We start from the raw sequence: 12,848 nt of genomic DNA, 5'->3' as shown, positions 1-12,848 counted from the left end.
TGGTTCAAATTTTTGAACTTTGCAGTAAAAATTTTTGAACTAGTCTCTTTTTATTTTAATCTGAATATCGCCCTCTAAGTTATGGTCCATCTTTTCACTATAACCACGCTTCTTCCCTCTGGTCTTCAAAAAGAAGATAATAGAAGTTTCTTTACCTTCCTTGATGTTTTTCAATAGTGCACATTCGGCAATGTCTATCATTTGCTCTTTGGCTTTTTCCAGGGCTTCTTGCAACTCAGGGTCTTCTTTAATCCAAGATGCCAAAGTATTCCTACTAACCTTCAACGCCCTGGCTGTCTGGGCTATGATACCACAGTTTTTCTCTAAGGCTTCAATAATAGTTTCATTGGATGGGCGTCTATAATATTTCTTGGTTGCCATCTTTGCTTCCCTCCTTTAAGTGCAACTGCATTTTGGGTTAAAGTTTACATAATACGTATATGGGCTACGTATTAAAAATCTCTTCAATCTCTTCAGGAGAAAAAGTTTTGGGTTTATCCTCCTTAGTGGTTGCTTGAGAATCAAAAAGTTTATGTAGCTCATCACGAAATTTTTTTGCTAATGAGCAGACATAGCTCAGAGCTTTGGGCTTTACGCCAAGGACAGTATATATAAAACCCTCTAACATCTGGGCATCTTTTTCGTCCAAGTAGGGAAGTAGTTCCTCAATTATTCCTGCAATTCTCCAATCAAGTTGTTCAATATCTTTCAGGTGTGAAATCAAACCATCCATAAATGATAGTATATGCTGTTTACGTAGGTCATTAAATAATTCACACTGTTCACCCTTTAACATTTTTGGTTCTTTTTGAATTTTCATGCTTGCTCCTCCTGTGCTTAAAATTGCGTTTTAAGGCCATTAAAAAAACTTTCCCTATATAAAACATCATATTTTTGTTTTTATACCTCTGGGCATCGCCCTCTTGTGGGTGTCGGAGACCTAAAACGGCCTAATTTGGAGACCTAAAAGGCCTAGTTTGGATACCCACCAACACGAATTATTCTATTGGACGGTTTCAAAATAACTGAGTGCCTGGGTAGCCTAAAGAACCAGCCAACATCTTTGCCTTTTACAGATTCGGTCTTGTAAGGTTTAAGACCTCTGCTTAAAAGCACCTTAGCCACCCTGGGAGACGAGGTGTAAACCTCTGCCTCTCCGTCCAGCTCATTGAAGTTGATAACTGTTTCCTGTTCGTATTTGGTCATGGTGGTTCTCCTATTCAAATTTGTGATGGTTTATATTTAAAATTTTAATATATAATTAACTAGCTGGCCTTACTAAAATAAATCTTGGGATAAATCTTTTGTTCGACATATCCCTTTCTCAAGTCAGGTATCTTAAAAACAATCGTTCCGTCGTCCCTGAGCTCAGGTTCACAAGGCCAGCTATTAAATACTAAGCCCCAATCTCCATAAGGGTATTTGAACCTGCCATGGTCAAAGAGCTCACACTCGGTCCAGCCTAGTCTTAACAGCTCGTCAAGGTGCTCCTCCACCCAGGCAAGGGCTTGAGGGTTTGGGCATCGCCTAACCTTATTCATGCTCCTTCTTTTGACTTAAAGTCTCTTTTTTAGGCAACACAAAACTAAAAGATTCCGGGTTTAGTTCATACTTTGCACCACTTATCGTGCAAAGCTCCAGCTTTCCATTAAAACGGCCACGCACAGCCTTTTGTACTGCTGGTGGCTCACACTTCAAACACTGCCAAAATCCAGCGTTCCCGACCCAAAACTCATGACCTCCACACTTAGGGCAAACATTTGGCACAGGTTGCCACTCGGAAATGTGAGGCCAAAGTTGCTTTGCCTCGTCTAAGCTGAGCTTACCATTTAAAACAATCTCTTTATCTAATTCCTCTGCCAATGGGGAAAAATTACTTTTTCTCCGCAAATTATCCGTAATTTTATCCGCAACAATAACCTCTTGTTTTTTTTGCCTATTCTCGTCTGCACGGATAAAAGCGGATAAAACGGATGATTTTTTTATATCTTTTGCTTTCTCTTTTTTTTCTATCTCCTTTTTCTCCTCTTTTTCTTTTTCAAAAAAAGAATAATTTTTATCCGAATTATCCGAATTATCCGTAGAGTCAATAAAATCAATAAGTTGTGCTACGGATAAAAAATTTAAACTATCCGTATTTTTTGGCAAATTATCCGCACTTAAAAAATTTTCAAAAGAAAAGATGTAATTGATTACCCCCTTATGTGATGGCATTTCCTTTCTAAACATAATGCCAAGCGATGTAAGCAACGATTGAGTGCGATCGAGTTTGGTTGATACAGAGCGGACATGGCAAGGCCATAAATATTTATCCTTCATTATTCTTTCTGCTTCGTCAGGATAACACTCTTTAAGTCTATTTTTCATTAAATTTTTTAATTCGGTCTGTGTGGTGCGCCATTCTGTCGTGGTTTGTCTTTTTTCTTCCAATATATCCATTAAGATTTTGGTAAAAATATCACCTTCTATAACTTCGTTAATATTCTTCTCTTTACTCAAAAAGAAAGCATGTAAAATCTTTTTAGCCTCATTGGGGGTATCAGCAAACGCAGTGATGGCTCGCTCACAAACATCTGCAAGCCGAGGTCGTTTTTTTAACCTAATTTTCCCTTTATGGTTAAGATATGTCACTACATGATCAAGCAAAGCACCCAAGACCTTAGGCCTGATTTTTTCATACTCGTTATAAATCTCCTCCTCTGTTTTTCGTTGGGTATCCGGGATGGGATTTAGGGTAACAATAAACGTTCGACTCAACAGGTCGTTCTTTGCAATGGCATTTGATATCCCTGTCATAATCTGTGGCCTTTTTATGGTGAAAACTATCTCATCGAGGTCTGTATACAGTTTGCGAAAACGCACGCCTGCACCTGTCGCAAATCGGCACAAAATGTCGGAGGTATAATCGTCAATATAACTTATATTATCGAAAAAAATAACCCAATTGTTATAAGCAGAGATAAAAAGATCCTTGTCGTTAAATCTATTCCTGGGAAGCCCAACGCTACTGATCAAGTTAGGATCAATTAAGTTTCTTAAAAGATTACCTGTAGTTGATTTGGAAGCACCTTCTCCACCACACAAGTAAAGAATACCTTGTGGAATATCAGGCATGAAGGCAGTGATAAGCCAGGCTTTGATTAAGTGCCAATCAGCTTCATTTTGAACGTTAATAAAAGGTCGAAGCAAATCAAGATCCCCACCCTTTTCAGGATATGGTAGTGGTGCCATGCCAACGGATCGTCTAAACAAAATAGGCGAATCACTAATAATTCTCCATCCTTGCTTAGAAATTTCAATTATTTCACGCTTTTGGTTGCATAAATCAAGGTAAATTTTATCTTCGTGGTAACCGAGTCTGAGAAAAACCTTTCTAGTTTTGCCTTCTGCCATTGCTCTGCCCTCAGCCAACGAGATGGCATCGTCTAAAGAAGATCGGGACACTCCCTCCCTGGTCATCTTATAAAAAGTGCCCATAAGCCATTGTTTGAATTGTTCGCTTTTCACAGGAAAGATCTCAATATGATTATTAATATTGACTTTTGTATGAGTGAGACCGTAGTCATCTTTGAACAATTCACATGAATCTAAAATTTTTCTTAATAGTTGGGCCTTTGTATCTTTCTTATTGCGCTTTTTGTTCTCTGGTAGCTCTCCAAACCCCTGCTCTGCCAAGTCTTTTGCGGCAGATTTAAAGTTTCCATTGTGCTTTAAAATGGCATATACAGCAAAGAGCGAGTAAGCTCTTCCAGCTTCAAAGGGGCTGGCATTACTGGAAAAATTATAAAATATGGTGCCTTGTAATAGCGAAGCGGAATGGCCAGAATTTTTGCCGGGTCTTCTCCATAACTCCCTGTCACCAACAGTTCGGACAGGCACCCATCCGTGTTCTCTGAGCAATTCTCTAACGACTTCAGTGCCTTGTGAGTTGAATACGGAGCCTGGAAGGTCTGGATTACTGATAAACCGCTTTGCTTCTGAAGAGTCCTTAATCTCCACATATTCTGTAATGACCAGGGCAGATTGGATGAGCATTCGGCGTTCTTCTGGGGTGATTTCGGGGATATTGCTAAAACTATTCTGGATTAATTGATAACCAGGAGTAGGGGCGATTAGAATATACCCGCCCTGCCCCCTGGTCTCTATTGCGCAGGGCGTAATGATAGGTCTATTCCCTTCTATTTTAACAGGATAATCTTTTCCTAAATATTTACATGTTTCTCCTGGTTTTTTATCTGGCACAGGAATACGAAGATAACATAACTTGCGATTGCCCTCAGTCTGTGAACATCTGTAAATTACATGAAAACCATCACTTTGGGTCTTTTGGACAACTAGCTTTTTAACGAGCCCAGGCTCTTCAGCTTCTACAATTTCACACCAATCTCTAAACTTTACGCCCTTGCAATCAAAATCTAAAACTTCAATGTTTCCAGATACCTGCCCACACACCAGGGCTATACCTTGCCACTTTTTTTCCCGTTGCCAACTAATTATTTCATCTTTTCTTGGGAGTCTGAGTTGGTATGTTTTCCAAGGGATCAATGGCTTCTTTGTTTTGCAATCTACTGGAATAATAGACAATTTTTGTGTGAGACATTTATACGCCTGTTGAACTATAGATTTGGCAAGTTGACAAGCAGGCTTAATTTGTGTTATATGCATAATAACACCTCAAAGGGAATTTATATTATTAGGCGGAGTTCGGAGCTCCGCTTTTTTTATTGCTCAGTCACTTTGACCCGATGCTTTTCAAGCCAGGCTTCCACGTCCGATTTTTTATACAAGACCTTGCGTCCCACCTTGAGATAAGGAATTCCCCGCTTCATCCACCTCTGGTTTTGCAACCAACTCACACTCAAACCAAACAGTTGAGAAACCTGTTTTTCTGTTAAATATATGCCTACATCTTCCCTGTTTCTATTCATACTAATCCCCCCTTTCCCTTTAATATTGACACATTACCTTGGGTTTGCTATAAACTCAATACTGACACATAAAAAACTTGTTCAAGTTTATGTCAGATAAATAAATACAGGGGGTTACGATGAAAAAATTTTTTCTTAAAAACCAAGATTTATCCAAATTACTGGAGAAAATTAAAATAAGGAATCAAGATAAGGAGTGTGAGCTTATTGGAAATCTTTACATGTTAGACAGTATGGTGGATGGAGTGAGTGTAGGTTTAAAAGAATATGAGGAAGGACAAGCACTGGTTAGCATTACTTTAAGCATGGAAATATATTTAGACAGGACAATAAGAGGAGATTCTAACCACTATCAAAAGCTAGCCAGCAGTATTGTTCCCAAGCTAAAGAAGGTTGCCAAAGATTTTGTTTTTTCTGTTTTTGAAGTTCATAACAATGAAACAATACATAAAAAAGACATTAGGTTTAGTTGGAAAGACTACAAATCTCTAGTTTCAAAAGACATGCCTCTTTTAGTTTGTGTGTTAGAGGCAATCACAAGCGGACATCTTAACCTATGGGTGGCGCATAACTATATAGAAAAAACATTATCCCCTTTAAAACCTGAAAAACAACTTGAAGTGTTCACCAAGTTAGAAAAGAAGGGATATATCAAGCTTCCACTATTAAAAGGGAAACCCAAATATTGGGATAGGCTCAGCATTAAGAGGAAACTTGAATATTATTGGTTGTTTGTGCCTAAAAAACCCCTCTCAAAAATTAAGAAAGCACTGGATGAATTGTTTAAAAAGAAGGTGTGTCTTATGTGTGGTGAGGAATATAATTACAGACAAAAAAATCAGCGTTTGGATATTTGCAATAATGATAAATGCAGGACCCGGTTTTACAGGTTAAAAAATCTGGCAAAGCCAATAATAAGAAAACATCCCGACATCTCCCTTGAAGAGTTCAGTAGGGAGCTTCGCAAAAAGAAAGACGAGAAAAACGAGAGGCTAAAACAGAAAGGTAGAGAGGCAGAGATATGGGAGCCAAAGCACTGGGAAGGGCTAACACGGCTTATCTATGAGGAGTTAAGGAAATAACGTTGCCCTCGTTATCCCCACCTTTTGTAGTTAATACATCTGCCAATGTGTTAACAGCATTCCTTTTATTATCAGGCATAAGGTGACTATACCTCTCAGTCATTGCCAATGTCTTATGTCCCATTAATTCTTTTATGGTGTATATAGGCACTCCCTGTTGGGCAAGCCAAGACCCGAATGTATGCCTAAGGGTGTGAAATACAACCTTGTCCCTTGGGTCTGTAACACCATTATTTAAGCCAAGCTCATTTACTGCTCTGCTAAAGGCTCTTGATATCTTCTTTATCTTGTTACCCTTTCTGTCTTTAAAAACAAGCTCACTTGGTTCTCCTTTGGATTTTGTTTTAAATAACTCTTTTATCTCAGTGGTCATATAAGCAACTCTATTTGTCCTATTCTTTGGGTCTTTTATGTGAATTATTCCGTTTTCTAAGTCTATGTCTGACCATCTGAGATTAAATATCTCTCCTGCTCTCATGCCTGTATAAAGAGACAAAAGACATATCTCATATAACTGTGGGCTTCTTAGCTTACATGCTTTAAGTAAGCTTTTTGCTTCGGAAGGGGTTAAAAAACGTATGCGTTTATTGTCTGCTTTGGGCTTTTTTACTTTGGCCACAGGGTTATCACCATCATATATACCCCACTCTCTAGCCTTATTAAACGCCTGTCTTACAACAGCAAGGGCATATTCAATGGTTCTTGGTGCCTTGCCTTCGTCTTTCATGGTCTTTTTTAATCGTTCCATGTCCCATGCAGAAATCTCTTTTAAGGGCTTATCCCCTATCAGTGGCTTAATCCAACCATGATAAAGTTGGTTTTCCCGACTAAAACTTACAGGTGCTTTATTTTCTTTGCAATAGGGTAAATACTTCTCAACCATAAATTCATCAAAGCTAACATTTTGTTTTTTTCTTTTTTGGATAGGTATAACTTCATCTCCAAGCCTTATTGCCCTAACCCTATCACTCCTAACCTGAGACGCATATCCTGCAGTGATACCCTCGCTTGCCCATCCAATCTTTTCTCTAATAGTCTTCCCCAGGCTGTTCTTATACCTAATGTAATAACACACATCAGGTCTTCCATTAAATTTTCTCTCTTTACTCTCATAAACTTGGACACCTGGATATTTTTGTAGGCTTTTAAGTTTAGACATCCGGATTCCTCCTTTTTAAAATCCGTGGGTCTCGAGTTGTCACCTATTTGTCACCAAAATTCAAAAAATGAAGGAAAATCAGAGAAAAATTGTTTACTCTGAACCCGTCAAAATCCTTTATATATCAAGGGTTAAAGAATTTCAAGGAAAATCGTAGAAAACAGATAGAAGGGATTCCTAATCCTGGCGCCGCAGGTTCGAATCCTGCCGGGGGCATGAAAAAGTTAATCATTCCTTTAAGTTAGAAATCTCCTTTTAAAGAGACAACCCCTCAATTCGTTACTTTTTCACTCCTTTTTTTATAAAATTGCACCATAATTGCACCAAAATCAAGTTTCTATCCATGTAAAATCATTGCTCTTTTTATTTTTCAGTGCACCATAATTGCACCATCCAGTGTACCATCAAAATGTCCCCTCCTCTTTTTCTCAAGTAAAGTTTAGTTTTGGCAAGGAATTTTAGAGAGATTTTTTGGGGTATGTGAAGTTTAGTTATCACAATATGGCAGGATAGAACTTGTCTCATTTCATAGAGATAGAAGTTTGAGTTAGATCTTCCTCAGAAGTCCAATCCTTATGAATAGGATAATTTTTGCCTTGTTTTATATATTCACCATAATAAGAATTTGAAAATTTTCATTGTAAATTGACCCAGTTTTCGCATGAAAATTGAGCCACTTAATGTTAAATAAGCCTCCTATTGTTCTGCTTCAGACTAAATTGGAATTTATGTAAAATTATGATAGTGTTTGCAAGCTCTAAACTAAAACCTTTTTAGTGTTGATTTGTCTGAAACAGTACACCAACATAATTTCTAAAATTTAAAGTTACAACTTTCATAATCCTTTCTTTGATTCTAATTCTACATTCTTAACATGTCTAACTCAATTGGGAGCAGTATGATTTTTGGGACATATTAAATGTTAAGATTAAAAACGGTATAAGTTTTTAAGATAATCCTGTTATGGAATATTTTTTTACTTCTTGGGAATATTCCGAGTCTACCAAATTAACTTGCTGTTTTATATACTTTCTTAATAAAAAGGCAGGTTTTAAGCAAAATTCTTCAAAAAGCGCTGCTGACACTTCTAAATGTGGAAATAAAAGTTTAACTAGTGATGCTGTAATGCTTTCTATTGCTCTAACATCCCTTATATATGTTTGAGAAGGGAAACTTACGTACTGTTTCACAAATTCTAAATATTCATTTCTATTCCTCAATTGGTGTAAAATTTCTCCTAAATAATCTGTTCTTAATGCATAGCCATCATATTCTAGCATGCCTTTTTCAATTTTAGGTAATTCCCAACCAGGTAAAAGACCATGAAATCTATCTAAAAAAGCTGTTTCCTGAAAAAAATTTGGCAATGTCTCAAAAAGATTTACATTTTTCGGTTTTCCTTCTGCATCTAAAGGAATATTGGCTAATAGGACCAGTCCTGCCTCAGCCCTTCCTTGATATCCCATTACTCTAAATTCACCACTTTCTAAATAGCCTTTTAATGCACCCACTACTTCTTCAGGTGGTTGAAACTTAATTGTCTGGATTTCATCCAGCACGATAGTATCGTAAAAAGCTATAATCCCTGTTTTCTTTTCAGCCATATTGTAAAATAACTGGGCTCTTGTAACAATTCCTCCACTAATAAGCCAACAGTAACGAGAAAGTCTAGAATAAACTGATGACTTTCCTGTTCCTTTTGGTGCTAATTCTATCAAATTAATTCTTGGATGAACAAAAGGAATTAACCTAGTAATTAACCATATTTTTTGTTTTTCTTTATAGAAATTAGGATTATATCCCATTGCACTAATGAAAAGATCCATCCATTCTTGTAAACCAAATTTTTTTCTCGCCTCGATAAAATAATTTAAGTCTATTTTTATTGCTTCCATAGGTCGAAAATCTATCATCCACACTTTTCCCTTTTGCCCCTCTTCTAAGGTATATTGCAAGATTCCTACTCCCCATACATTCCCCATTAAAAGTTTTGGGTTACTTTCTAAAATCCCTTGAGCAATACAACCATCATTAATATCTAAACAAGGAATGATCAATTTATACTCTCCCCTTTTTAAATCTATCTCTACCTTATATGCATCAATAATCTTAATTTCTTCTCCCTTCATTAATTTATCATATATAACTTGCTTTCTTGTACGGTCTGGAAGATGTTTTTGTATAAAGTTATTTATTTTTCTTACATCTAAAGCTCCATCCTCCTTTACATAACGTGCAACAAGCCAGTCTATAATAAATGAAGGTAAGGATCTATCTGATAAACCAACTCTTCTGGTCAAAGACTTTTTAATAGCTACTTCTTTGAAATTTTCTAAAATCTTTTTATCCAACTCATTCATCAAATATATCCTCCCAGCCAGTTTGCATTAATGCCTTTAGTTTTATGTCTAAGATACACTCTTGTTCATATACATCTCCTCTATATATAACTTTATAATAGATTTTTACCTTTTTAGTTGAAGTTTTTATCTCACGTGCATCGAACTTAGCAGAAATAATGTTTGAATTTTTATCTAAAACACGAGGAATAGAAAACTTTAGATGCTCTATATATAAATCTTCTACAATAATACTTTCCTTATTAGGATTTTCTATTATCACATCTACAGAATTTATTTTCTGCTTCCAAATGTCTCCGAAAATCTTAATATCCAGAGGAACAAATTCTTCTAAAGACGGAGTTATTAAAATAACAGGAACAGCTACTTCTTCTGGTGTAATTCCTCCATGTGTTGCCCCTTTTGGAAAATTTTCAATATATCTATAGCCTCTTGCGACACAATAATTATCTTGTAAATATTTGCCTGTTTTTATCCATAGATGATTATCTACTTCTACATCCCTATTTAACTTAACTACCCTATTATGAGATATTTCTCCATCTATATTTTCTAATTTTAATAAATTTTCTTTTTTGTTAGGTAAAACAGTAAATCCATGATCAGCAGTTATAATAATACCCATATTATTTAGTTTGGATATCTCTTCAAAAATCTGTGTTAACTTAGTTTTAAGTTCTCTCATAAGTACAGCATATGTATAAGGTTTATGTAAAATATCATCGAAGCTATTTACAAAATATATACCAACATTAAATCTTTTTTGAGCAAAGGCACTAATAGTCTCGCGAGTATCATTACTAACAATTGCGTTTAACTGCTGAGCTAATTTAACATAATCACCATTTATTTCGTTAGGAAGTCTTCCACTTAATAAAGAAGGTTTATTAGTAGCTGTAATGCTTGGAATAAAACAAAAACAACATCTTAGGAAATCTAATTTTAAATTAGACAGATAGTCTTGTAGGAAACAATATCCCAAACCATCTATAATCAAAAATAGCGTTTTTTCTGATTTTTCTATTTGCTCTTTTAATATATGAAAGGAAATTAGTGATGAAAAATCAGATTGTATTATTTTTTCATAATGTGTCAAATACCACTCTTCAAATTGACGGACATAAATTTCTGTAAGATCATACTTACCAATTTGTCTGGAGTATCTAAAAAAAGGAAAGTATTCATTCTCTAACCAATCTAAAACCTCTTTTATTGAAAAATCTATGTTTAAATCTTTAGGTCTTAGTGGTGGGATCATGCCTAAAAGGGATTTAAAAAGATTATGACCAAATTTATTACGAATGGTTTGTTCTTGAAATACAGTTAAATCTTGGATAGTGAAATTAACTTGTTTAGATTTAATCCAATTTTTTAAAATCTTTTTTTCTATTTCTATTTTGCCAGATACCACCTCCAAAAATTTGTCTAATCCTTCTTGCTCGAGCAGCTTCTGTAATTTTTCTTCAATACGCTTTTGAAGTAATATGCGCTTGTCTAAGATTTTATCAAGTGAGGAAAGAGGATAAATATTTTCTAGTTCCTCTTCTGGTAGTTCCTCTATTTCATAGAAATTTTGAGTTATATCTTGAAATAAACAAACTTCTATTTCTTCTTTTGTAAGTATTTTTTTTAATGCTACATAAGACAATAGTATCTGGGCTCTCAAACACATATTTCCTTTTTTTAGCCACTTAATGATAAAATATTTATCTAATGCTTTTTTCTGAATCAATTTTAATACTATTTTTTCAACTAAAGATTTTTTTTCAGTATTAAAGGCAATACAATTTAATAAGTAATTTAAAATATTAGTCTTTGAAAAATAATTTTCTGTAATTTGTTCTAACAGCCACACATATGGATCTTCGTGTTTATTTAATGATCTTTGAGGTGCCTTTTCCAAAAGTTTATTTTCCAAAATTTCATTATTGGACAAAAAATCAAGTTCATTAGAACCTAACCCTAAAGATATAGCTAATTGCTCTCTGGGGTTATTTTCTATAATTTCTATTCTATCTCCTAAAACATATTTCAAGTTTCTAAAATATCCACTTACAATTGGATGAGAGACAATAATCTTCTTTTCCTTTTTAAATATCATCTGAACAATTTCTTCCCACTTGTCTAAAAAATCAAAATAATTTCGAATAAATAAATCTTTTTCCTTGTAAATTCTGTGTTCATCTATAATAATTGTTAGTTTAGACATAATACTTAAATTTTTCCCGATAAAATTTGATAAATTACAGAATATAATTCATCTTCATTAAAATAAGAATTAGCCTCAAAAAGATTATTTAAACTTTGTTCAACCCACTGCACATAACTCTTTTTTACTGGATCTTTTTTGATTTCTTCTAATGAGCGCAATTTAAATCGTATTTTTTTTACTTCACCATTACCTGTTTGAAATAGTATTTCCCCTTCTTCTGGAGGCAAAGACGGCATAAAAGAGGTTGATGTAGAAAAACCCTGAGAAGGATATGGTTTAGAACTTGAAGGATTATATTTTTCTACTATTTCTTTATAATCTTTGATCTTAGTTTGAAATGAAACAATTTCTTCATCATTCCAATTTTCTAAAGGGAGACAAACTGCTTTAGGAAGTTCTTTAATTAAATCATTAGTGCACATATTACCATTAACATAATCATTTATTACATTTAAAAATTTATTAACTTGCTGAGGCTGATATGATCTATAAATTCTATTTTCTTCAGGAAGTTTTTTATACCATGCTTTTATATCGTGAAATACTTGTTGTAAGACATTTTTTATTTCTGTACTTAATTTGTTTAAGCACTCTTCATATTCTTTTTTTATATTACTCAATTTTTCATATACATTTTTTCTAATTTCTTCATTTTTTGTTACAAGACTTATTCCTAATTTTTCTGTGAGCTTTTCAAGCAAAATTTCATTAGGATCGTTTTCAAGTTTAACTAAAGCCTCAAAGACATCTTTTCTTAATGAGAGTGCCTCAGGCGAAATATGTTTATTTGTATGTATAGAGCAATGTATTGGTAGCGACTGCCACCAACGAACAATGGTATCCTTTAAATTATTAACATCTAACTCATTCACGCCAAAGACATCTGCAATACCTTGCAAAACTGACTTACGACTAGCAGTTAATTCTTTATATACAGGTTGGTATGATTCAGGATTTTTTACAATATCTTCTATTAGATCAGCTGTTATAGTGTTAAAAAATTGAACTCCTTTTTTAAGGTTTAAACATCCATCTAGATAAGGTTTTCTTATAACCGCTGCAAGGATAAGTGGAATTGAAGGAAAACGCAAACCATAAGGAGTAGAC

The 12,848-nt window shown here is 34.7% G+C and carries 11 protein-coding genes; 1 reads left to right on the top strand and 10 read right to left on the bottom strand.

Annotated elements, in window-relative coordinates:
- Positions 1 to 39: 39 nt before the first annotated feature.
- The 6 genes from ACYQ0O_RS04845 to ACYQ0O_RS04820 all read right to left on the bottom strand — a co-directional run bounded on the left by ACYQ0O_RS04845 (position 40) and on the right by ACYQ0O_RS04820 (position 4,928).
- Entirely contained in the window at positions 40 to 381 is a 342-nt protein-coding gene (locus ACYQ0O_RS04845) for a helix-turn-helix domain-containing protein (protein ID WP_075068338.1), read from the bottom strand.
- Positions 382 to 445: 64 nt separating this feature from the next.
- Entirely contained in the window at positions 446 to 820 is a 375-nt protein-coding gene (locus ACYQ0O_RS04840; protein ID WP_459891158.1) for a hypothetical protein, read from the bottom strand.
- A 152-nt stretch (positions 821 to 972) separates the two neighbouring features.
- Positions 973 to 1,206, bottom strand: coding sequence for a hypothetical protein (locus ACYQ0O_RS04835; RefSeq protein WP_075068340.1), 234 nt, complete (start codon positions 1,204 to 1,206; stop codon positions 973 to 975).
- Between the two features lie 59 nt (positions 1,207 to 1,265).
- Complete coding sequence (locus ACYQ0O_RS04830; RefSeq protein WP_459891156.1) at positions 1,266 to 1,541, bottom strand: hypothetical protein; 276 nt, start codon at positions 1,539 to 1,541, stop codon at positions 1,266 to 1,268.
- A complete protein-coding gene (locus ACYQ0O_RS04825; RefSeq protein ID WP_459891155.1) occupies positions 1,534 to 4,665 on the bottom strand; it encodes a bifunctional DNA primase/polymerase in 3,132 nt (1,043 codons plus the stop codon). Before ACYQ0O_RS04825 ends, ACYQ0O_RS04830 begins: the two co-directional genes overlap by 8 nt.
- Positions 4,666 to 4,721: 56 nt before the next feature.
- Complete coding sequence (locus ACYQ0O_RS04820; protein WP_459891153.1) at positions 4,722 to 4,928, bottom strand: helix-turn-helix domain-containing protein; 207 nt, start codon at positions 4,926 to 4,928, stop codon at positions 4,722 to 4,724.
- A gap of 119 nt (positions 4,929 to 5,047) precedes the next feature.
- Here ACYQ0O_RS04820 and ACYQ0O_RS04815 point away from each other — a divergent pair, with 119 nt between their 5' ends.
- Positions 5,048 to 6,010 carry a hypothetical protein gene (locus tag ACYQ0O_RS04815; RefSeq protein WP_459891151.1) on the top strand — a complete coding sequence of 321 codons (963 nt, stop codon included), beginning with the start codon at positions 5,048 to 5,050 and terminating at the stop codon, positions 6,008 to 6,010.
- On the opposite strand, the gene ACYQ0O_RS04810 is transcribed toward ACYQ0O_RS04815, so the two are convergent.
- The 4 genes from ACYQ0O_RS04810 to ACYQ0O_RS04795 form a co-directional block, all read right to left on the bottom strand.
- Positions 5,985 to 7,169 carry a tyrosine-type recombinase/integrase gene (locus ACYQ0O_RS04810; protein ID WP_459891149.1) on the bottom strand — a complete coding sequence of 395 codons (1,185 nt, stop codon included), beginning with the start codon at positions 7,167 to 7,169 and terminating at the stop codon, positions 5,985 to 5,987. The two genes, ACYQ0O_RS04815 and ACYQ0O_RS04810, sit on opposite strands and share 26 nt — an antisense overlap.
- Before the next feature lie 947 nt (positions 7,170 to 8,116).
- Complete coding sequence (brxL, locus tag ACYQ0O_RS04805; RefSeq protein WP_459891147.1) at positions 8,117 to 9,529, bottom strand: BREX system Lon protease-like protein BrxL; 1,413 nt, start codon at positions 9,527 to 9,529, stop codon at positions 8,117 to 8,119.
- On the bottom strand, positions 9,522 to 11,738 hold the full coding sequence (locus ACYQ0O_RS04800) for a PglZ domain-containing protein (protein ID WP_459891145.1): 2,217 nt from the start codon (positions 11,736 to 11,738) through the stop codon (positions 9,522 to 9,524). Before ACYQ0O_RS04800 ends, brxL begins: the two co-directional genes overlap by 8 nt.
- A gap of 5 nt (positions 11,739 to 11,743) precedes the next feature.
- A partial coding sequence (locus tag ACYQ0O_RS04795; RefSeq protein WP_459891143.1) for a hypothetical protein occupies positions 11,744 to 12,848 on the bottom strand: 1,105 nt, incomplete at its 5' end.

This window comes from Desulfothermus okinawensis JCM 13304, from assembly GCF_054654515.1.
Note: the sequence above shows the minus strand (reverse complement) of the source record. Positions and strands in the feature narration are given on the sequence as shown.